Below are 22,422 nucleotides of genomic sequence, written 5' to 3'. Positions count from 1 at the left end.
AATGGAATGGCTTCATCTCGTATCCTGGTTTTTTGGCGGCGCCTTTCTCACGAACGCCGTGCCGCACTACGTCAGCGGCTTGATGGGAAAACCGTTCCAAAGTCCGTTCGCGAAGCCGTCGGGGCAAGGGCTGTCCTCGTCGACCGTGAACGTGCTCTGGGGTTTTCTCAATCTGGTCGTGGGCTATCTGCTCCTTTGCCGTGTCGGACATTTCGATCTGAGAGACACGAGCGATGCCATCGCGCTCGGGCTCGGCGTCCTGGCCCTTAGCCTGCCCACGGCTCGACATTTCGGCCGCTTCCACGGCGGCAATACACCGGGGCATTCGTGAGCCCTCCGGCAACCGGTGTCTTCCGTTCGCTGAAAAACGTCAACTACCGCGTCTGGGCGGCAGGCGCGCTGGTGTCCAACGTGGGCACGTGGATGCAACGTACGGCTCAGGACTGGCTGGTGCTGACGCAGCTCACACGTCACAATGCGGCGGCCGTGGGCACCGTGATGGCGCTCCAGTTCGGGCCACAGCTTCTGCTGCTGCCCTGGACGGGATTCGCCGCCGATCACTACAACCAGCGCAAACTGCTGATGGCAACCCAGGCCGTACTGGGCGTTCTAGCCTTGATGCTCGGTCTTCTCACGGTGACTGGCATCGTCCAGCTCTGGCAGGTCTATGTATTCGCCTTTCTGTCAGGCTGCGCGTCGGCGTTCGATGCCCCCGTGCGTCAGACATTCGTGGCCGAACTTGTCGGCGATGCGGATCTGCCGAACGCGGTCGCGCTCAACTCCACTTCGTTCAACGCGGCGCGCATGATCGGGCCGGCGGTGGCCGGTCTGGTCATCGCTTCGATCGGCACAGGCTGGGCATTTCTGCTCAACGGCGCCAGTTTTGCAGCGGTGGTGGCCTCGCTGTTTCTGCTGCGCGTTTCCGCTCTGCGAACGAACGCGCGAGCACACCGGACCAAGGGGAGTCTCACCGGGGGATTGCGCTACGTGTGCGGCCGATCCGACCTCAAGGCGATCCTCGTCATGCTGTTCCTGATCGGCACGTTCGGACTGAATTTCCCGATCTTCATCTCGACCATGGCCGTCAGTGTCTTTCACACCGACGCGCGCGGTTACGGTCTGCTGTCGTCGATCATGGCCATCGGTACGGTGTCCGGCGCCCTGCTTGCTGCCGGCCGCGATCGCCCACGCTTCGTGTCGCTGTTGACCGGCGCCGCGATTTTCGGAATCGGCTGCACGCTGGCCGCCATCGCACCGGGCTACGGGTTCTTCGCCGGCGCGTTGGTCGTCGTGGGCGTGGCCGCCTTGACCTTCACCAACGCGACCAACAGCCTGATGCAGCTCACGACCGAGCCTTCCATGCGGGGACGGGTGATGGCGCTGCGCGTGGCCATTGCGCTCGGCGGTACGCCGATCGGAGCGCCGGTGGTGGGTTGGGTAGCCGACCATCTGGGGCCGCGCTGGGCGCTCGGCGTCGGCGCGGCGTCCGGTTTTGCCGCGGCCATGGTCGCCATCCACGCCATGGCGCAACAGCTTCATCGGCCACGCGGAGGCGCATTCGAACAGCGTGACTTGCAGTGATGCAGCCATCGGGGTCCGCTTCCGAAGCGGGGTGGACGCTGCAATGTCCGTATGAGGTCGATGCGTCGGCCTGCTTTTGGCCGGCGGGCGCCCGCATGGTCGGTGGTAGTCGACCCGCAAGCGACAATTGCGTTTCGAAGTTCGGGGTCTGCTGACGACAGACGGCGACTACGGCCGACTACGTTCAGGGCCGAAGCCCGGCCGGGCGACCGCCCGCACGGAGGTCGGCGCGGCGGGCGCGCGTGCGAGCGAGATGCCCAGCGCAGCGCCGGCGGCGAGGAACAACGAAATCGAGAGCAGCGCGACGATGAACGCGTGCGCAATGGCGGCCGGATCCTGGCGCGTGCCGAGGACCGTATAGAAAATTCCGCCGATGATCGCGACGCTGAGCGACGTGCTGACCTGCAGCGTCGAACTGGCGATGCCGGCGATCATGCCGGAAAGCGCCGGTGCGACGCGGCCCGTCACCATGCGCATCAGCGTGGGCAGCGCGAGCCCCTGTCCGAAACCGATCACGAACAGCGCGGCGGCGAGCGGCACGGACATGAGTGGCATCCCGACCGGCGTGGCATCGATCAACCACGCGAGGCCGACGAGCCCGACCACCTCCAGCCCCATGCCGAACGGATTGACGTAAGCGCCGATGAGACGTCCGCAGAACGGAGTCGACAACGGGCCGAGCAGGAACCCCACGCCGAACGGCAAGAACACGAGACCCGCGCTCAGCGCGTCGACGTGCAATGCATTCTGCAGATACACCGAGAACAGCAGGAAGAACGCGCCGATCGCGTACAGCAGCAGCGCGATCAGCAACGCCCGTCCCAGCCCCGGCGCGCGCAGCGCGGCCGGATCGAGCAGCGGTGCGCCGCCACGGCGGCCCAGCCTGCGCTCGTAGCGCCAGAAGAACGCGGCGAGGGCCGGCACCGCGATCAGCGACACCCATGCCCAGACGGGCCAGCCTGCTTCGCGCCCTTCGATCAGCGGCACGATCAGCGCGCCCAGTGTCAGCATCGACAGTACGGTGCCGCCGAGGTCGAGCTTGCGCGCATGCTGCGCACGCGTTTCCTTCAACAGCGGAAGGCCGAACAGCACGACCAGAATCGCCAGCGGCAGATTGACGAGGAAGATCGTGCGCCAACCCAGGTTCAACAGGTTCAGCGAGATCAGGATCCCGCCCAGCGCCTGCCCGACCACGGCGGCGAGGCCGAACACCGCGCCATACAGGCTGAGCGCGAGCGGCTTTTCCGCTTCCGGGAAGATCGCCTGGATCGAAGCGAGCGCCTGCGGCGCCATGATCGCGGCGGTCACGCCCTGCAACGCGCGACCGATGATGAGCGTCCACGGCGAACTCGCGAGGCCGCACAGCATCGAGGCCGTCGCAAATCCGATCAGCCCGAGAAAGAACATGCGGCCGCGGCCGAACAGGTCGCCCAACCGGCCGCCGGTGATGAGCGTCACCGCGTACAGGCCGGCATACGACGAAATGACCAGTTGCTCGGCCGACGACGATGCGCCCAGTTCCGCACGGATCGACGGCAGCGCGACGTTGATGATGAAGAAGTCCAGCGGCGGCAGGAACGCACCGACGAGCAGGACCGAAAACATGGCCCAGCGACGCGGGTCGGGCGAGAGGGGATCATTTCGTGACATGGACGGCTCTCCATACGGAACCATTCGGTTCCAAATTGGGTAAAAAAATTCAGTCGAGAAGGCGCATCGTGCGATCGACCAGCGCGAGCATGTCGCCCTCCGGCACGCCGGTCTTCCCCAGCACGCGCATGCCCTCGATCTGGCAGACGAGCAAACGCGCCAGCACCTGTTCGTCCTGCTCGGCGATCTCGCCGCTCGCCTGGCCGCGGACGATCGCGCCCGCATAGAGCTGCTGCAGGCGCCGGAACATGCGCCCGGTGCGCTCCGCGACATCCGCGTCGCGCGCGGCAAGTTCGGTGGTCATCGCGACCACGAGGCACCCCCGCCGGCCCGCCTCGCCCACGGACAGGTGCGCATAGCGCAGCAGCGAGTCGCGGATCGCATCCTTCACGGGGCCGGGTTGCGACAGGAGGTCGGCGGTCGCCTTGAGCCCGTCGGCCATGTACAGGTCGAGCGCCGCCAGCAGCAGCGCCTTCTTGTCGCCGAATGCCTTGTAGAGACTGCCGCGCGACAAGCCGGTGCCGGCCATCAGGTCGGGCAGGGACGCGCCCTCATATCCGCGGTCCCAGAAAACGTCCATCGCGTCGCGCGCGGCATCGCCAAGTTCGAATTCGCGGGGACGGCCCACGCCAGCCGGATTTGCCATCGATCAGGTTCGCAAACGATGCGATGCTTGAAAGTTGATTCGATTATATAGACCGATCGATTCCAATGTCAACGCGCGTATGTCGGCGGGGACTTTAGCGCAGGAATGTTGGCGTTAAGACGAGACTGGTTATCACGCCAGTCGTGCTTTCGCGCAACATCAGCGGCGACTCGCGCCTCTGAAATGGCCCGGTGTTGAGCGCCTCCAAAGTCCGGGTCACGTTGGACAGCCGCACCCGGCTTGAAGCCGCTCGTCAACCTCGACCTGCGACGTTGACGAGCGGCTTGCCAGCCAAGGGCATCGCAATCGCTTAGTAGTGCTGCCCAATGTGCCAACGGACATCTTCCGTTGGTCTGCTAGCGACCCAGGTCCAGATGGCCGACGTAGACCGTGCACCCTTTCCCAAATTTGACGCCGGGATTGTCAGGCTTTGTCGCGAGCTCCACCAATCCACGTCCATTCGGATAGGCGAGCAGCGCTGACGAATAATTGGCGCAATTGATGTCTGTGCTTGGCGGTATGCCGCTGACTTGCACCGGTGCCGGCAACCGGGCCCAGGCTCCCTGTCCTTCCGAATCGGCATTCGCGAACAATACCCCGCCGTCGAGCGGGGCCTGCCTGCCGTTGCTGTCGACCAGATTCCTGCCCACTACGATGATCCGGCCGCTCTCTTTCATCGAACCGGGAAGCCATGTGTTATTCGGAGCGACCTTAAAGTACTCGCCCTTCTCGTCCTTTGGCACAAAACCCAGATACGTGGGATCACCGAAATTCCATCCATCTGTCGAGACACGCGCATGTACAGTGCCCGAAAACCGGGGCCCCTGAACCTCGTATGTCATGAAGAACCGGCCGTTTGAAATGCGGCTGACCACGGCCATGCCTGGGCGGTCCTGCTTGACGCCGCTGGCGACGGTATCTCGCTGATCTTCCCAGCCCGCGCCCTTGAAATAATTGCGCATCTGGACAAGCTTCTGGCTATGCTCAGGATCCGTCTCATCAGACCAGAACATGACCAGTGCGCCGTCATCCGCAATCTCGAATTGAGGCTCCCAAAGGCCATGATGGAGATCCCCTCTGGCCACCGGAATACCTTGATATTGCCAAACCCGCCCATGGTCGCTGCTCGTGAAGTAGCCGATGGCGGGAGTTTTTCCCTCAAGGTACGCCGTGGCATAGATCAGGGTGCCGCGCGGCAAACTTCCAACCTGCCGCTCCAACTGAAACAGGGTCTCGCAGCACCGGAGGGTGAGTCCATTCGACGAGGCGTCAATTGTGCTGATCCGGGTCCAGGTCTTGCCGTGGTCACCACTGGAAAAGATGTCGCTTCGGGAACTCGCAATCAGATCGCCGGTGTAATGCCCCGCTTCGTTCATCACCCGCACAATCCTCGGATAGCCTGTACTTCCCGGGATAGGCGATTCCGGCGAAATGCGCACGCCGGGAGAAAACGGTGTATCGGTGCTCTCTTGCGACATTGCGATATTGAACTGCAGAGAGCCGGACAACGCACAAAGCAAGAGCAGAAAACGCGGGCTGATCCTCATCCGATATGCTCCTATCCAAGGTAAATTAGTGCGCTTTCCCATACCTGCCGACGTGCAGCCATGCTGGAGCGGGAAGGTGCCGATAACGCACACGTGCTAAAGGGGGCCCGTCAGTGAATGCCCGGGAATGCGAATGCCTTCGCTTCCGGTGACACTGCCCCTCTGCGGGAATGATCTCGAGTACGCGTTGCCGAAGCGCCGCTTAAAGCCGGGAATTCCAATCGCACGGAAAGTGATCGGCGCTGCTGCGTTGCGCTTCGTGTTGCGTTCTTCGCACCTCGCCACGACGCGCAAACATGGCTGCAAATCTGGTACCCCGACATGTGTGCGATACAGCGAGGCGCTGTGGGCGGAATCCACACCGAGCGGTACCGGTCTGGCGGCGACACGTCCGCCTGTGCCAAGGTATGAGCGCCTCAACAAGCTCCAGTGATTCTGGATCGGCCTTCACCCGGAACTGCGTCTGTTGCGAAGCGGTGGTGTAGTAGGCGAAGTTAAATCGCTGTCGCCGCTTTTCGTACGAAGGTGCCAGACGGTAGGGCCAAAGCACCCATCTGGGTGCGTTCGTGCGCGACCGCTCACGTCTCGTAATCCGTGCTTCTCGTCAGACGCTCCCACGTGTCGAGATCGCGCGTCAGGTCCTCAAGCTTGGCACGGACAAGATCGAGCGCATCGCCTCCGAGGACGAGATGCAGCGGCGGCCGGTCCGATTCCAGCGCGGCGATGATGGCTTGACTGCCCCGCACCGGATCCCCCTGCTGTTTTCCATGCCCGGCGAGCACATTGTCGCGAGCCTTGCCGGCCGTGCCCGCATAAGCTTCGAGGCGCACGCGTGACTGTTTCATCGACGCGCCCCGGAAATCGGTCCGGAATGCGCCCGGCTCGACAACCGTCACGCCAAGGCCCAGCGGGCCGATCTCTTTGGCCAAAGCTTCAGAGAGTCCTTCGACGGCAAACTTCGTCATGTGATAGAAGCCCACGCCGGGGAACGTCGTCAGACCACCGACCGAGCTGATGTTGACGATATGCCCTGACCCACGCTTGCGCATGCCGGGCAGGGCCGCCTTGATCATGTTCCAGGTTCCATAGACGTTCGTCTCGAACATCGCCCTGACATCGCCGTCCTCGCCTTCTTCAATTGCGGCGAGGTATCCGTACCCCGCGTTATTGACGAGCACGTCGACGGCGCCGAATCGTTCGTGAGCAGCGGCAACGGCCGCCTCTGCCTGCTCTGTATCGGTCACGTCGAGCCGGACGGTCGCGACGGCGTCGCCATACTCGCGGACAAGGTCCTCGAGGGCCTCCGCCTCCCGTGCGCTGGCCACGACGCGATATCCCGACTCGAGCGCGCGTCGGGCGAGCGCTCGCCCCAGCCCTTTCGAACATCCTGTGACCAGCCACACCGCATCTTTCATCAACATATCCGCACCTTTCGTTCGCCCCTTTCGTTCGCCCCATTCGCCGGCCGCCATCGTTCATCAACGGGCATCCCATGCCGCAGCACTTTGAGCGGATTCTAGTTACGCTTACTCTTTCAATCATCCCGGACAATTCGAAAGAGTCATGCAATCTCATGGAATGATCGCGCGAGGAAGCCTTGACGACCTGTTCGCCTTCGCGACGGTTGCGAGAACCCGAAGCTTCACGCGCGCGGCAGCCGAGCTTGGGGTATCGAATTCGATGTTGAGCTATACGATCAAGCGGCTCGAACAGCGGCTCGGTATCGTATTACTCGGGCGGACAAGCCGCAGCGTCGCGCCGACGGAGGCAGGCGAGAAACTGCTGCTGACGCTCGAGCCGGCATTGCAGGCGATCGATGCCACGTTGGCCGAGCTGAGCCGGGCGCGCGACCAGATCTCCGGCACGCTGCGCATCACCGCGACAAGGCAGGCTTACGAGGCCGTTATTCGGCCCGTGCTCGACACGTTCTGCGAGACACATCCGCACGCAGTCGTGGAGGTCGTCATCGATTACGGATTTCGCGATATCGTGGCGGACCGTTTCGATGCCGGCATCCGGCTCGGAGAGAAATTGCAGAAAGACATGGTCGCGCTGCGCGTCGGCCCCGCACTGCGGATGGCAGTCGTCGCATCGCCCGCTTACCTCGCGCGGCATCCCGCGCCACGAACGCCGCACGACCTCGCCACGCACCGCTGCATCAACTACCGGATGGTCTCCGCCGACACGCTTTATGCCTGGGAGTTCGAACGGAATGGCCGGCCATTGAAGATCGCCGTTTCGGGGCCGCTCACCTTCAACGAGCCAGAGCTCATGCTTCACGCCGCAGCGGACGGGCTCGGCGTCGCTTATGTCCTGGACCACGAGGCGGCAGACTGGCTTGCATCGGGCCGGCTGGTCAGGCTGCTGGACGACTGGATGGCGCCCTTTCCGGGTTTCTATCTTTATTACCCTTCTCGCAAGCAGATTTCTCCGGTGCTGGCTGCGCTCCTGACGGTTTTACGGGCGCGGCAACCCGGCCATTTGGCAACGGACGTTGCGCAGCGCCAGCCGGATTAGCTCGAGCGCGGCTTCGTCGCCGGGGCATCGACCGGCGTGTAAATCGCAAGTTTCAGCGCTGAATTGTCGTTCGCCTGAAACGTCGCGTATTCGTAGCGTTGCGTGCCGTGCCGTGCATGCGCGAGCACCTTCTCGCCTGCCCCGCCGCTGCGCACGTCGTGCGCATTCCACCACAACACGAATTCGGCGCTGCTTGCGCATAGCCGCTGCACCAGCGCTACGAACGCCGGATCGGTAGCATGCAGATCGTAAGTCATGCGAAACAGTGCGATCATCCTGCGCGCCTCGTGGGCCCAGCCGGTGGCGAAGAGCCGCCGTGCTTCCGGCTCGATGAACATGTAAATCAGGATATTGCGGTCAGCTTCGGCGAGACGGTCGAAACCTAAAAGGTCGGCTGCGGCTACGTTCCACGCCAGAATGTCCCAGCGACGGCCGGTCACGTATGCCGGCAACTCGAGGCTCGCGACGATCCGCGCTACGGTGGGCGGCACGTCCTCAGGCACAAAGGCGCGCGGCTCGGCGCGCCGCGCGAGCGCGCGCAGATGCGCGGCTTCCGCCTGATCGAGCCGCAACGCTCGGGTGAGCGCATCGAGTGTGGTTTCCGACGGACTGACGTCGCGCCCTTGCTCCAGCCGCACATACCAGTCGACACCGATGCCCGCCAGTTCCGCGACTTCTTCACGCCGCAAACCCGGCGTGCGGCGTCGCCGACCGTCGTTCAGGCCTACGGCATCGGGTTTCAGTTTCTTGCGTCGGGAGCGCAAAAAGTCGCCAAAGAGGGTTCGGGTGGGAGTGGTCATCGGTTCCGCTTCGGGCAAGGGGGTATGGGGCAATCCTGGGATCGTGCCGGGCCTTGTTGCAGATGATAGGCCTGCCAGAATCGTCCTGTCGTCACCCCTGATGGACGTCTCATGAAAGCAGCGATTCTAAAGAGGCTCGGCACGCCGCTCGCCATCGAAGCGATACCGGACCCCGTGCCCGGTACGGGCGAGGTTATCGTCGACGTCGTTGCGACGCCGGTCCTGTCATACGCGCAGGAAGTGTTCGGCGGCGAGCGCCGCTATCCAATCGAACTGCCCATCGTGCCGGGCTGCGGCGCGATTGGCCGGGTCAGGACCGTCGGCCCCGATGCGACACAGTTGCGTCCGGGAGACTGGGTGTTCTGCGACCCGACCGTGCGCTCACGCGACGACGCGCTGATGCCCGACATCGTGCTGCAAGGCTGGAGTTCGCGCGGCGACGGCGGCAAGCGGTTGCAACGCTACTTTCACGACGGCCCGTTTGCCGAGCGGTTGCGGGTGCCCACCGAAAATGCGGTGCGTATCGGCGACATCGACGGCGCCGATGCCGCGCGCTGGTGCGCGCTCAACACCTTGCTCGTACCTTATGGCGGGTTGCTCGCGTCCGATCTGCGCGCAGGCGAGATCCTGCTGGTAAGCGGCGCGACCGGCAACTTCGGCAGTGCCTGCGTGGCGGTGGGGTTGGCAATCGGCGCACGATGCGTGGTGGCGCCCGGTCGTAACCAGCAGGCGCTCGCGGACCTCAAGCGCCGCTTCGGCGAACGGGTGCGCACCGTTGCACTGACCGGCGATGAAGCCGGCGATCGCAAACGCATGCAAGAGGCGGCTCCCGGACCGATCGACTGCGTGATCGATCTGATGCCGCCGTCGGTGTCCGCGACAACGGTGCGTGCCGCGGTTATGGCAGTGCGTCCGTATGGACGGGTGGTGCTAATGGGCGGAGTCGGCATGCTGGGCGGCGCAGGCCTGGAACTGCCGTACCCATGGATCATGCGTAACGACATCACGTTGCGCGGCAAGTGGATGTACCCGAAGGAAGCGGTGACGTTGATGACGGGACTTATCCGCTGCGGGTTGCTGGACCTGGGGCACTTCGATGTGAGGGTTTTTGCGCTCGACGACGCGAACGAGGCGGTCGTGCACGCGGCGGTAAACGGCGGCCCGTTCCGGATGACGGTGATAGCGCCATAAGCGACTCCGGTCGGATAGCAACCGGGATTCGCGACCCGGCGTGCGTTCGCAATGCGCGACCGACTATCGGCTCATGGGTTTTGCATCGCTTCGCTACAGAAAAATCGGATGGCGGCCATGCCGACATAGCGCCAGGAACGCACCGAATTACAAAGCCAAATTTCGATGCGTCGCCTCCTCACCCCGCGTTATCTCGCAAGCCGGCTTGTGATCGCAATGTCCTCCGTTACAGCGAGGAACCTCGCAATGTCGCTCGGCGCATGGCAATGCAACGGAGAGATGCGCACCGCACCGTCGAGGTTGAACGATTTCAACATTCGCCCCGAGTAGAGGCTTGTCGCAATCCGCTCATAGACGATCACGCCGCGCTCTTCATATGCGCGCACGGCGGCGGTCGGATCCAGACCATCGAAGCCGATGCCCGCGATCAGATCGCGGCGCGTCAGATCGTCGTGATCCCAGAACACGCGCACGCCGTCGATCGCTCGCAGCCCGCGCTGTCCATCACTGCCGTCGAGCATCAACGACAGCAGCGCTCGCTCGTGTTCTTCGATGCGGTGCATGCCCTGCACGAAGCGTTCGCGGCGGTCTTCGGCGTCGCTGAACTGCGCGCCGATCCATGCGACGTAGTCGACAATTGCGCTCACCATGGCAAACTGCGCCGGCGCGGGACTGCCGAGTTCCCAGACACCTTTCTCTTTGGCGGCGAGCCGATGATGGGGAAGTTCCGCGAGCCGTTCCGACAGCCACGCCACGCCCGCACCCCGGCAGCCGAAGAATTTGTATGGCGCGAAGTTGATGCCGTCGACGGGTGTCTTCTGCAAGTCGATGACCGCGTGCGGCGCGTGCTGGACCGCATCCACGATGATGTAGAGATCCGGCTTGCGCGCGCGCGCACGTTCGACGATGGCCGCGATATCCAGCTTTGCTCCCGAAATGTTCGACGCGTACATCACGCTCAATAGCGACGTGTCCTCGTCAATGAGCGAAACGATGGCATCGACATCGACGCCACCCGTTTCGGCGTTGCTCGGCGCGACGCGCAGCGTCTTGCCGGTGCGCTCGCAGTACAGCGTCATCGCGTCGAAGGACGACGGATGCTCGAGAATGGTCGTTACAGCGTTCGTGCCAGGCACGTTCTCCATCACCGCGCGCACCATTTCGAACATCGCCGCCGATGCCGTCAGAGAGAGATACACGCTGCCGTCGCGCGCGTTGAGAATGCGGCGGATGTCGTCTTCGCCACGCGTCTGGATGTCCTGCAAAACCAGTGCGCGTTCGTGGATTCGCTCGGGACAATCCGGCAACGCGTCGATCTTCGCGAACGCTTCCAATGCCGATTTCAGTCTGAATGAACCGCCAGCGTTGTCGAAGAAGAGGCGCGCACGGCCGTCGACGTCGTGATCGACGTAATGGAAGCGGCGCTTGATCTCTTGCATGACCGATTCGGAAAACAACTGCCCGCGACTACTCATCTCACTTGTTCCTCGTTTCAGGATTGCCATTTCTGCCTTTACCTGTCCTCATGCGTCCAGCGACGCGATATAAGCCCTGCCCTTTTCCTCGTCGTACTGACCTTCCCATCTGGCGATGACGAGCGGTGCGAGCGCGTTGCCCACTACGTTCAGCGCGGTGCGTCCCATATCCATGATCCGGTCCACGCCCGCGATGAACGCGAGTCCTTCGAGCGGCAATCCCGCACTCGCGAGCGTCGTCAGCAGGATGACGAACATGAAACCCGGCACGCCCGCCGCGCCCTTGGATGTGACGACCATGGTCAGTACGAGCACAATCTGCTCTTGCAGGCCGAGAGGTACGCCATACAGCTGGGCCACGAACAACGTGCCGATACCGAGATAAATCGATGCGCCGTCGAGATTGAAGGTGTAGCCCGTCGGCACCACGAATGTCGTGATGCTTTTAGGTACGCCGAAGTCCTCCATCTTCTTCATCAGTTGCGGCAGTACCGTCGCCGAACTGCACGTCGAGAACGCAATGATCAATTCGTCCTTGATGACGCGCAGCAGCGTGAAGATGCGGAATCCGAAGATGCGCGCCGTGACGCCGAGCACGAACACCGCGAACACGATGATCGCGAGGTAGGTCACCGCTACGAGTTTGACAAGCGGCAACAGCGAACCGAAGCCGAAGCTCGCAACGGTCACCGCAATCAGCGCACACACGCCGAAAGGCGCGTAACGCATGACCATGCCGGTGACCTTGAACATGGCATCGCTGATGCCTTTGAAAGTCGCAATCACGGGGTTGCGATATTCGGCAGGCACCGATTGCAGGCCCAGTCCGAACAGCACCGAAAAGAAGATCACGGGCAGCAGGTCGCCGCGCCCCATTGCCATGACGATGTTGTCGGGAATGATGCTCAGCAACAGCGCCATGAAGCCATGATGTCCATGGGTCTGCTGAGTTGTCTGCTGATAGCGCGAGATATCAGCGTGGCCGAGCTGCGACAGATCGGTGCCCAGGCCCGGATGCAGCACATTGCCGAGCACGAGTCCCAGCACGATGGCGATCGTCGTGATGATTTCAAAGTACACGAGCGTCTTCAGGCCGATGCGCCCGAGCGAGCGCCCATCGCCCACGCCTGCGATTCCCGTCACCATGCTGGTGAAGACGATAGGCACGACCACCATCTTGATCAGACGGATGAAGACGTCGCCCGCCGGTTGCAGGAAGCCGTTGATCGCGGATTCACGAAACTCCGGGAAACGGTTGAGTACCAGCCCCACGACGATACCGACAAAGAGGCCGATCACAATTTGCATAGCGAGCCCGACGCGCGGCTTGTGCTCCATGCGCTCGGGTTGAGGTATTTCCATGACGGATTCCATGCGTTCTCCAGACTCGTATCGGTTCATATGAATAAAGTCGAGCCTCGCCGGGACTCGTTACGGGGCAAAGTAATGAGCCAAAATAAGCAAAAAAAGCGATTTTTTTCTATGAGAAAATATCGCTTTTAGTGATATGACGTGTGGACCATGCTGACCTTCAAGCAGATGGAAGCCTTGTACTGGATCGTTCAGCTCGGTTCGTTCGAGGCCGCCGCGGCGCGACTGAACACCACGCAATCGGCAATCTCCAAGCGCGTGCAGGAGCTGGAACGCGCATTCGACGTGCTGGTGTTCGACCGCGCAAATCGCAGCGCACGTCTCACGGAGAAAGGGACCGAGTTCTTCGAACACGCTAAGGAACTGCTCGAGCGGCGCGACCAGATCGTCGAGCGCATGAGTTCGAAAGAGGCGCTGGTACGTCAGATCCGCATCGGCGTGACAGAACTCACGGCGCTGACGTGGCTGCCGCGCCTCATCGCGGCGATTCAGGCCGAGTATCCGAAGGTGAAGGTCGAAGCAGAAGTGGATCTGAACGCGATGTTGCGCGAACGGCTGGCCGCGGCCACTGTCGACGTCATCATCGTGCCGCAGACGCACGAGGTCGAGCCGTATGCGTCGACGCTCGTCGGTCAGGTTCGGAATATGTGGATGTGCGCGGCCAGTCTCGCGCCGGGCAAGCGTGCGATTCCGCTTGCTGACATCGCGAAGTTTCCGCTGATTTTGCAGGGCGGCCTGTCCGGTACGGGTTACGTGTACAGCCGGTTTCTGGAGGAGCAAGGCGTGGCGTTGCAGAAAGTACTGGCGAGCAACAGTCTGATTGCGCAAATCGGGCTCACGCTGTCGGGACTTGGCGTCAGTTACTTACCCGAAGCATGTCTTGCGCGCATGCTCAAGCGGCGGGCGCTTGTCGTAGTGCCGACTTCCCCAGCCCTGCCCCCCGTTAGATACGTCGCCATGCATCGGGCAGAGCAGCCGCATTCGCTCGGTGTTGCTGTGGCGAGGCTTGCAGCGCAATCGTGCGACTTCTCCTCGAATCTTTTTGATCCCGAAGTCAGGCGAAAGTAAAGGCGAAAGAAGTCACCGACTCGCTGAGCCGCTGAGCCGCGTCGATGTGGTGACTTGCGCGGTCATCGGAGGAGCTTGATCTGGACTCCAAATCTATTTCTCACCAATCTGGGCGTAGCCAGCCGCGTTCGTGTGCCCGCGATCGGTACTGGAGCGGTCACTCGGTTCTGACATTCGAAAGACAGCTTCTGGCTGGCTCGCGCCCGACGACAGAGCGCGACGATCTCTCGGCCGTACGTTCGATGCAAAAGGCGTAATCTGGTCCGCAAGAGACAGATGCGCCACGCTACAAGCGCGATCGAACGAAACTGCCAAGCTCCCGTGCAATCGCGGCGATCACGCTAGCCCAATCGCCGCGGGCAGGCTGACGGAACAATCTTGCATGCGGATACCATGGCGAATCCTCGCGTGCGAGTAGCCAGCGCCAGTCCGGCACGAATGGCAGCATCACCCAGACCGGTCGCCCGAGTGCACCTGCAAGATGAACCGGCGAGGAATCCACCGAAACCAGAAGATCCGCCAGGCTCAAGATCGCCGCCGTATCCTCGAAGTCGTCGATTTCGCTGCTCAGCGATGCGAGCGACATGCCGTCGGGCGGACGCCCCGCCTGCGCTTCGGCCGGCCCCTTTTGAAGGGAAAGGAACGTTGCTTCGCAGTGCGCGAGCGGCGCCAATTGCTCGAGTGCGAGCGACCGGTTCGCGTCGTTCGGATGAGTCGGGCGACCCGCCCACACCAGGGCGACCCACGGGCGTGGCAGCGTGGCGAGACGTTTCCGCCAACGCTCGACGCGCTGCGCATCCGGCTGCACATACGGCGTCGGGCCGGGCAAGTCAGCGAGCGTCAGTCCCATTGCCATGGGCAGGCTCATCAACTCGCAATGAGCGTCGAACGGCGGCGGCAGCTCTCCGCGCGCAAGGATGTGATCGAACCCGCGTGTGCGCGCTGCGAGCAGTAATACTTCACGGGACACCTCCAGGATCACGCGCGCGCCGCTTTTCGCTTTCGCCCACGGCACCATCCGCAGAAACTGAAACGTATCGCCGAAACCCTGTTCATCGTGGATGAGCAGCGTCTTGCCCGGTATCGGTTGTCCATTCCAGCGTGGACGTTGCACCTTACGCTCCATGCTTGCCGTGTGCGCGAGACTGTAGCGGTAGCGGTATTCGCGCCAGCCGCGTTCGAACTCCCCCATCAGTAGCAGTGTCTCGGACAGATCGAAGCGCGCCGCGTAGTCGCCCGGCACGTGTGCGACCACCATTTCCTGAATCGCGCGCGTCTCCGCGATTTTTCCCTGTGGACGAAGCGCGCTCGCGAGCCAACGCCACACGGCGAGCGGCGCCGTCCCCGAAGCCACCAGCGGACGGAGCAGCGCTTCTGCTTCCTCGTAGCGCTGCTGCGCGAGCAGCGGCCGGATTTGCCGGTCGAGCGCCGCGAGGTCGAGGCCTGACGTCACTGCGGCATCTCCACGCCGAGCGCGGCCAGCAACGGCCCAAGATACGCGGTGTGGGCGCGCCAGCGGCCCTTCGATGTGCCGTAGATCGGCTGGCGCACCTGGTTCGCGCTCGCGGTGCGCACCACGCGGCGGTCCTGATGGAAGTTCAGGCACGCCTCGCTCCATGGCAATCCGAGAAACTCGATCAGTCGACGCGCCTCGTATTCGACGTTGTCGACAACCGCTTCGTAATCCACTTCGATGAACTGCCCGGGCGGCAGCACGGCGCGCCAGTGGGCCATCAGACGTTCGTAGGCGCGATAAAACCGGCCCAGTTCTGCCTGGTCGTAAGCGAACGGTTGATCCCCAGCGAAGAGCTTCGTGTAGCAGGACAGACACGTATCGACGGCATCGCGCCGTGTATGAATGATGCGCGCCCCCGGCAGTATCAGTGGGATCAGACCTGCGAGGGCGAAGTTGCCCGGCATCTTGTCGACGAGCCGGACGCTGCCGCGCGCCAATGGGAGAGTCCGCGCAAGATAGTCGCGCCCCAGCTGCTCGAGCACGCGGCTCGCGGTGTACCTCGGCCCAGCAGCCAATGCGGGCAGACGGTCGGGATACACGCCGCTGGCATCGACTACCTGCCGCAGTGCGGCCAGCTCGCCCGCTCCGGTCACGTCGGGATGAGCGGCCACGATCTGCTCGATCAGCGTCGTGCCGGAACGCGGCATACCCACGATGAATACCGGCAAGTCCGACGCTGCGCCCATGCCTTGTAGCCGTTCATAAAGCTCGGGCGTGAAGGTTTCGGCGATACGTTGCAGCCATCGTTCGGTGTCCTGCTGATCGTACGCAAAGCTCGCTCGTCTGGCGCGATTGGCCGCATCGAAATGCGCGAAGGCGCGGGCGCTGTCCTTGATGTCCAGGTAGGCTTTTCCGAGCGCGAACTGTACCGCGATGCGATCCTCTAGCGCGCGCCGATCGTCTTGCGCGACAAACGCTTCAAGCACGGGGAAATCGGGATCGCCCGCTTCGAACGTTCGCGTGTCGGCGCGTGCCGCACGAATCAACGCCGAGCCCGGAAACGCTTCGAGGGCCCGGTCGAACGCGGCGAGCGCTTCGTCCTTGCGGCCTGCTTCTATCAGCACCATCGCGCGGCCGAGCATGGCTTCCTCCGCCACCGTGCCGGGCAATTGCGCCGCGCGTTCGAATGCGGCCAGCGCCTCGTCGGTTTCGCCACGCGCCTGGAGCACCGTCGCGAGCATGTTGTGCGCTTCGGCGTATTGCGGCGCACACGCCACGGCCCGACGCGCGAGCACGAGCGCTTCGTTATCGCGTTCGAGTTTGAGCAGCAGTTTTGCATAAGCGACGAGCGCGACCGGATGCTGCGGCGCGAATGCCTGGAGCTTGTCGAATACGCGAAGCGCTGCGTCGTACCGGTGTCGCACACTTTCGACTTCAGCGAGGTTCAGATACGCCTCGACGAAGCGCGGATTCAGGTCCAGCGCAAGTTGAGCCTCTTGCGCCGCTTCGTCGTAACGGCCCTGGGACGAAAGCAGGAACGCGAGGTTGCTGTGGGCTTCCGGATACTCCGGTTTGAGTGCGATGGCACGCCGATAGTGCGGCTCGGCCAGATCGAGGCGGCCAAGTCGCCGCAACGTATTCCCGAGATTGTTGTGTGCTTCCGCCCATTCCGGCTGCAGTGCAATCACGTGTTCGAGACAGGTGCGGCTTTCGTCGAAACGCCCCGCCTCCTGCAGGATGATGCCGAGATTGTTCCAGCCCGCGGCCAGCGTCGGGTCCATGGCGACCGCCCGCCGGGCGGCTTGCGCGGCTTCCTCGAGCAGACCTTTTTGCCGGCACATCTCAGCGAGATTGGCCGAATAGACAGCCGGTGCACGGGGCGCCTTGCACGCCTCGCGCAGATGCCCGATCGCGATGTCCAGATTGCCGTAGGCGTGCGCGATCAGTCCCAGAAGGTGCAGCGCATCGGCCTGGCCGGGCCACGCGGCGAGCACACGCTGGCAGAGGAGTTCCGCACGATCGGCCTGGCCGGCGTTCCAGTGTGCGTGCGCGCGCGATAACGCTTCAGGGATGCTCAATTCTTCCGGTGGCTGATGGGTGGGCATGAAAATAATAGGTCAGGCTCGTAATGTCCAGCCGGATTATCGGCGGCGCATTGCCGGAATGAAAGCGTGAATGGAGATAACGTGCGAAGCATACCAAACCGTCGTGCGTGTAATCCGGCCTGGCAAGCCTCGCATACGAAAACGTTTGCGCATTTATTGCCCGTTGCTACATTAAGTTTTTGCTGAAATTGTCGTTAACAGGCGTAATAGGAATTTGGCGTCAACGAATACGAGCGCAGTCCATAAAAACGACCCTGGATCATGCCCGCTTCACCACCGAGAGGCTTCTTCGGTACGCATGACCCGACTTCCCGTCCTGACGATGAAAACAACAACCGACACATACCGAGCTGGTGCTGCCGTTCCAGGTGCGCTGCGGGAATTCGCGTTGCGCCGGCACCCGCTTGCAGCGGCATCTGTTGCCACCTTCGCGGTTGCGCTGCATGCGGCCCCGGCCTCTGCGGCCTGCCTGAGCACCAATGTGAACACGGACGTTATCGGTGCGACGACATGCGTGAACTGGAGCACGACCGGCAACACCTCGCTCGTCGTCACGAACAGCGGGTCTCTCTCCGGTACGCCGACCGCAATCAGCGTGAGCGGTTCCGGCACCGGCTCGGCGCTGTCCAACAGCGGGGTGATCGCAGGCACGGCTTACGGCGTTCTCAACGCCGGTACGATCGGAACGGTAACCAACCACAGCGGGGGCACCATTGTCTCTGCGCAGCAATACGCCTTTTATAACGATAACGGCACGGTCATTTCGATGACCAACGAAAGCGGGGGGAGCATTATGGGCTCCACGCTTGGTATCGCCGATGCGGGCCTTATTAGTTCGTTGACCAATAGCGGCGTCGTTTCCGGCAACAGGGGCATCGAGACTGGGGTTGGCGGCACCATCGGCACCCTAGTCAATAACGGCACGATCAGCGGAACGGGCGGGTCCGGAGTCGGAATCTATAACTTTTTCGGCACGTTCGGCACCATAGACAACACCGCTAATGCCACGATCTCGGGTCTGGCGTACGGCGTTTACAACGTCGGAACGATCGGCACGATCGCTAACGAAGGAACCCTGACGGGCGGAATTGCCGGCGTTCTTTCAAGCAGCGGCGGGACGGTCGGCACCATCACGAACTCGGGGCTGCTTCAGGGCGGCCAGCAAGGTATCCAGGGTGCGAATCTGACGATCACCAATAGCGGTACGATCAGCGGCGGCACCGATGCGATCTACTTCACGGGTGGCAGCAGCCTTCTGACGCTCGCATCGGGCCAAACGATGGTGGGGGCGATCGAACTGGGTGCAGGCGCCAGTGCGACGGTCGGCGGCGCCAATTCAGGGCTGACTGTGGGTAATGCGATCAAGCTCGACGCCTCCACTTCGACCCTTACCCTGAACAGCACCGGCAACCTCACGCTCGGCGGCCTGATTTCCGGCTCGGGCAACGTGACGGTAGGCGGCGCCGGCACGTTGACACTGGCAGGCACCAATACGTACAGCGGCACGACGACGATCGGCAGCGGCGCGCTGCAATTGACGGGCGATACGTCGCTGATGACAGGCAACATCGTGGACAGTGGCGCGCTGATTTTCGGCCAGACGGCCAGTTCGCGCTACAGCGGCACGATTTCGGGCGCCGGCAGCGTGACCCAGGGCGGCACCGGCACGCTGACGCTGACAGGCGCGCAGACTTATACCGGTGCAACCGCAATCAATACAGGGGCGACGCTCGCCCTCTCCGGTTCCGGTAGCGTCGCGCAATCGGCAGGGGTGACGGCGAACGGCACGTTCGACATCTCCGGCACGACGGGCGGCACATCGATCAAGAGTCTGTCCGGCACGGGCAGCGTGACGCTCGGTAGTCAGACGCTCACGCTTACCGATGCAAGCGGGGTGTTCTCGGGCGTGATTTCGGGAACCGGCGGCCTGACGTTGGCGGGTGGCACAGAAACGCTGACCAACGTGAACACCTACACCGGCACGACGTTGATCGAAAGCGGTGCGGTGCTCGCCCTGTCCAGCGCGAACAACATTGCGATCGGCAACGTCGTCGATTTCGGCACGCTGCAGATCTCCGGTTCGGCAGGCGGCCTGTCCGGCTCGGGCACGGTTTCGGTCGGAGCGGCAGGACTGACGCTCGCGGGATCGAACGGCACGTTCGGCGGCGTCATCGCGGGCGGGGGCGGACTGACGCTCGCGAGCGGAACGCAGACACTGACCGGCACGAGCACCTATACCGGCACCACCACGGTTGCCGGCGGCGCGACGCTGGCGCTCGCAGGAACCGGCAGCATCGCGCAGTCGAGCGGCATGATCGATAACGGCGTGCTGGATATTTCCGGCACGGCGGGCGGCGCGCAGATCGCCAACCTGTCGGGAAGCGGCACGGTGAACCTCGGCGTGCAACGGCTGACCGTAGCGGGGAGCGATTCGACCACCTTCTCCGGTTCGATCAGCGGCACGGGACCGTTCGTCAAACAGGGCACCGGCACGTTGATCCTCGATGGCCGCAGCACCGCCTTTACGGGTACCACCGAAGTGGCGGGCGGCCTGCTCGAAGTGGGCGACATCGGCACGCCGGGCGCGCTGTTAGGCGGGAGCGTCGTCGTCGATACACCCGGTACCCTTCGCGGACACGGCACCATCGCCGGCGATGTGACCAACAACGGCACGGTCATGCCGGGCGGCTCCATCGGTACGCTCACCGTCGCGGGCAACTACGCGCAGGCCGGCGGCGCCACGTTGTCGGTGGAGGTGAGCCCGACGGCGGCCTCGCAGTTGAGTGTGAACGGCAGTGCCGCGCTGAACGGCGTGCTGGCTATCGCCTACACGCCGGGCACTTACTCGGCGAGGCAGTACACGCTGGTTTCGGCCCGCAGCGTGAGCGGCACGTTTAGCAGCATCACGAACACCGGTACGTCGTATCTCGGCACGCTGACGCCCACGATCACGTATAGCGCCGATTCGGTATTGCTGACCTTGAGCGGAGCCGTCGCGCCCACCGATACGTCCATTTACACCGCACTCGGTACCGCCGCGATCGTGGGAGGGCAGGCGCAAGACGCCGCGCTGCTCGACCGGCTCGGAAACGGCTCCGCCGCAACGCCGGGCGCACCCGCCGGTTGGGTGACGGCCACCGGCAGCCACACCAAAGTAAGTGGTACGAACGGCGAACCGGGATTCCAGGCGAATCGCTACGGATTCCTTGCGGGCCTCGACCGGACACTCGGCAGCTATACCGTGGGGGTCGCGGCGGGTTACGACCATACGGCCGTCGGCGAGCAGGATACGGGCGACTCGGGCACGATCGATACCCTTCGTGTCGCGCTTTACGGTGCGCGCAAGCTCGGGCCCGTCAATCTCGCCGCAACGGTCGGCGCCGGACTCGACTTCCTCTCGCTCAAACGTCCGTTCGGCACACAAGGCACGGCCGAAGGCGACCACATGGGGCAGGAGTTCAACTTCGGCACCCAGGCCAGCCTGCCGATGACATTCGGCAGCGTGACGGTCACGCCGCGCATCGGTCTGCGCTACGCCTACTTCCACGCCAATGGCTTCGGAGAAAGCGGTGCCGGCGGCCAGGATCTGCAGGTGGGGGCGGACAACGTGCGCAGCCTTCAGCCGTACGCGCAAATCTCGCTCGACCGGAACTTCGGCGATTCGCTCAGGCCTGTCAACGTGGAGCTACGCGTCGGCTATGCGCATGAATTGCTCGATGCGAACCGGGCCGTCAGCGTAGCGTCGCAAGACGGCACGCCGTTCAATGCGCCGGGCACGACGCTGCCGCGTGGCTATCTGACTTCGGGTGTCAGCGTGACGATGCATCCGGTGAGGAATCTCGATGTCGCGCTGAGTTATGACACGGTGTTCAACACCACCCATGCGTCGGTGCAGCAAGGCAGCGTGCGCGTTGGCTATCGGTTCTGAGCGAAGAGGCTGACAAGCCTCTTCGCGTGCTGCGGACGCCCGGGAGCAAGAGAGGCTGATACAGCCTTGTCTCCACCAACGTTCTTTTCAAGCGGCCACCTGAGGCTTTACCCCCATCACCAGAGCCGTGGAGGCCCATCGTGGCGGCCTACGCCCGAACGCAGCCCCCATCAGCTGCGTTCCACGCCACCCTCCGTTCCTTCCATACCCTCAGCGGACACCCTCGGCCTCCGGGTCATGCCGGACCACCAGCACCGGCCTGTCCACCGTTCTCAGCACCGCCTCGGCCACGCTGCCCAGCAGCAGGCGCCGCAGGCCGTGCAGGCCGCGCGTGCCCATCACGATCAGGTCGGCCTCGGCTTCGTCCGCGGCGCGGCGCAGCACCGTGGCCACGTCTTCTCCGTAGGCGTCAACGGCGCGTGCCGTGCCCTGCACCTTCTGCTCGCGAAAGCGTGCTTCGGCGTCCTCGAGCGCGGCCGTTGCCGAGCCGCCGCGGGTGTCCGCCGGCACGTCCTCGGCGAACGGCGTATTGACGTCCACGAGTTGGGCGTGGTGTTCCGCCACGTAGACGGCCGCCACCACGGCTCCGCTCGCCTGCGCAATCTTCACGGCTTCGTCCAGCGCGCGCCGCGCGCTGCGGCTGCCGTCGATCGCTACCAGAATCCGCTTGTACATCTTGCCTCCCGGGCCAGGCCCTTGACGTTGAATGCAGAGGGCGCGCCGCATTTCCATCACGGCGCGATGACGCGCAGTGCGCTTACCGAGCAGTCTGGCGACGGGGCCGCCCGCGTCGTTGACGAGGATCAAGCGCCAGAAGGTGTCAAGGCCGTCACGTGTGGCTCGCGATGAACCAGAACAGAAATGCGGCCCTATGCATCCGATACGCATGGGATGTGCGCCAGGCCTCCGACAGGCCGGCGCGCGAAGCGCATAAGAAACCTGCAAAAAGCCGCCCGATTTCCCGCAAACCGGCGCGGGGCGGCCCTCGGACTGGCGCAAGCCGTGTAAAACAGTCACAATTCGCTCACAATTTCCTTAATCGACGCGGGTATTCCATTCACCGCCCCGCGACGACGTACATTCACAC

At 63.4% G+C, this 22,422-nt stretch carries 16 protein-coding genes; 6 read left to right on the top strand and 10 right to left on the bottom strand.

What is annotated here, in order from left to right:
* The first annotated feature begins 1 nt into the window (after position 1).
* Entirely contained in the window at positions 2 to 331 is a 330-nt protein-coding gene (locus U0042_RS08590) for a hypothetical protein (protein WP_114810586.1), read from the top strand.
* Positions 328 to 1,581, top strand: a complete 1,254-nt coding sequence (locus U0042_RS08585; protein WP_114810585.1) for an MFS transporter — start codon at positions 328 to 330, stop codon at positions 1,579 to 1,581. Before U0042_RS08590 ends, U0042_RS08585 begins: the two co-directional genes overlap by 4 nt.
* 168 nt (positions 1,582 to 1,749) lie before the next feature.
* Here U0042_RS08585 and U0042_RS08580 read toward each other — a convergent pair whose 3' ends face one another.
* The 4 genes from U0042_RS08580 to U0042_RS08565 all read right to left on the bottom strand — a co-directional run bounded on the left by U0042_RS08580 (position 1,750) and on the right by U0042_RS08565 (position 6,845).
* Positions 1,750 to 3,231 carry an MFS transporter gene (locus tag U0042_RS08580; protein ID WP_114810584.1) on the bottom strand — a complete coding sequence of 494 codons (1,482 nt, stop codon included), beginning with the start codon at positions 3,229 to 3,231 and terminating at the stop codon, positions 1,750 to 1,752.
* A 49-nt stretch (positions 3,232 to 3,280) separates the two neighbouring features.
* Complete coding sequence (locus U0042_RS08575) at positions 3,281 to 3,877, bottom strand: TetR/AcrR family transcriptional regulator (RefSeq protein ID WP_114810583.1); 597 nt, start codon at positions 3,875 to 3,877, stop codon at positions 3,281 to 3,283.
* 356 nt (positions 3,878 to 4,233) lie between these two features.
* Positions 4,234 to 5,424, bottom strand: coding sequence for a sialidase family protein (locus U0042_RS08570; RefSeq protein ID WP_114810582.1), 1,191 nt, complete (start codon positions 5,422 to 5,424; stop codon positions 4,234 to 4,236).
* A gap of 578 nt (positions 5,425 to 6,002) precedes the next feature.
* Positions 6,003 to 6,845: an oxidoreductase gene (locus U0042_RS08565; protein WP_114810581.1), complete on the bottom strand. Its 843-nt coding sequence runs from the start codon at positions 6,843 to 6,845 to the stop codon at positions 6,003 to 6,005.
* A 142-nt stretch (positions 6,846 to 6,987) separates the two neighbouring features.
* Here U0042_RS08565 and U0042_RS08560 point away from each other — a divergent pair, with 142 nt between their 5' ends.
* On the top strand, positions 6,988 to 7,941 hold the full coding sequence (locus U0042_RS08560) for a LysR family transcriptional regulator (protein WP_232833333.1): 954 nt from the start codon (positions 6,988 to 6,990) through the stop codon (positions 7,939 to 7,941).
* On the opposite strand, the gene U0042_RS08555 is transcribed toward U0042_RS08560, so the two are convergent.
* Complete coding sequence (locus U0042_RS08555) at positions 7,938 to 8,741, bottom strand: helix-turn-helix transcriptional regulator (RefSeq protein WP_114810579.1); 804 nt, start codon at positions 8,739 to 8,741, stop codon at positions 7,938 to 7,940. The two genes, U0042_RS08560 and U0042_RS08555, sit on opposite strands and share 4 nt — an antisense overlap.
* A gap of 111 nt (positions 8,742 to 8,852) precedes the next feature.
* On the opposite strand from U0042_RS08555, the gene U0042_RS08550 reads away from it, so the two are divergent.
* The gene (locus U0042_RS08550; RefSeq protein ID WP_114810578.1) at positions 8,853 to 9,932 is read left to right on the top strand and encodes an alcohol dehydrogenase catalytic domain-containing protein; all 1,080 of its coding nucleotides are present in this window, start codon (positions 8,853 to 8,855) and stop codon (positions 9,930 to 9,932) included.
* Between the two features lie 188 nt (positions 9,933 to 10,120).
* Here the strand turns inward: U0042_RS08550 and U0042_RS08545 are convergent, their stop codons facing one another.
* On the bottom strand, positions 10,121 to 11,371 hold the full coding sequence (locus U0042_RS08545; RefSeq protein WP_419150505.1) for an aminotransferase class V-fold PLP-dependent enzyme: 1,251 nt from the start codon (positions 11,369 to 11,371) through the stop codon (positions 10,121 to 10,123).
* Between the two features lie 84 nt (positions 11,372 to 11,455).
* The gene (locus tag U0042_RS08540) at positions 11,456 to 12,781 is read right to left on the bottom strand and encodes a cation:dicarboxylate symporter family transporter (RefSeq protein WP_114810576.1); all 1,326 of its coding nucleotides are present in this window, start codon (positions 12,779 to 12,781) and stop codon (positions 11,456 to 11,458) included.
* A gap of 147 nt (positions 12,782 to 12,928) precedes the next feature.
* Between U0042_RS08540 and U0042_RS08535 the strand changes: the two genes are divergently transcribed.
* Positions 12,929 to 13,846: a LysR family transcriptional regulator gene (locus U0042_RS08535; RefSeq protein ID WP_114810575.1), complete on the top strand. Its 918-nt coding sequence runs from the start codon at positions 12,929 to 12,931 to the stop codon at positions 13,844 to 13,846.
* A 286-nt stretch (positions 13,847 to 14,132) separates the two neighbouring features.
* Here U0042_RS08535 and U0042_RS08530 read toward each other — a convergent pair whose 3' ends face one another.
* Both U0042_RS08530 and U0042_RS08525 read right to left on the bottom strand, forming a co-directional pair.
* Complete coding sequence (locus U0042_RS08530; RefSeq protein ID WP_114810574.1) at positions 14,133 to 15,299, bottom strand: glycosyltransferase family 9 protein; 1,167 nt, start codon at positions 15,297 to 15,299, stop codon at positions 14,133 to 14,135.
* Entirely contained in the window at positions 15,296 to 17,407 is a 2,112-nt protein-coding gene (locus tag U0042_RS08525) for a sulfotransferase (RefSeq protein WP_198665277.1), read from the bottom strand. Before U0042_RS08525 ends, U0042_RS08530 begins: the two co-directional genes overlap by 4 nt.
* A gap of 298 nt (positions 17,408 to 17,705) precedes the next feature.
* Here U0042_RS08525 and U0042_RS08520 point away from each other — a divergent pair, with 298 nt between their 5' ends.
* Complete coding sequence (locus U0042_RS08520; RefSeq protein ID WP_114810572.1) at positions 17,706 to 21,335, top strand: autotransporter domain-containing protein; 3,630 nt, start codon at positions 17,706 to 17,708, stop codon at positions 21,333 to 21,335.
* A gap of 210 nt (positions 21,336 to 21,545) precedes the next feature.
* On the opposite strand, the gene U0042_RS08515 is transcribed toward U0042_RS08520, so the two are convergent.
* A complete protein-coding gene (locus tag U0042_RS08515) occupies positions 21,546 to 22,010 on the bottom strand; it encodes a universal stress protein (protein WP_114810715.1) in 465 nt (154 codons plus the stop codon).
* Positions 22,011 to 22,422: the final 412 nt, after the last annotated feature.

The sequence above is a fragment of the Paraburkholderia kururiensis genome (assembly GCF_034424375.1).
GTDB classification, from domain to species: Bacteria; Pseudomonadota; Gammaproteobacteria; order Burkholderiales; family Burkholderiaceae; genus Paraburkholderia; species Paraburkholderia kururiensis_A.
Note: the sequence above shows the minus strand (reverse complement) of the source record. Positions and strands in the feature narration are given on the sequence as shown.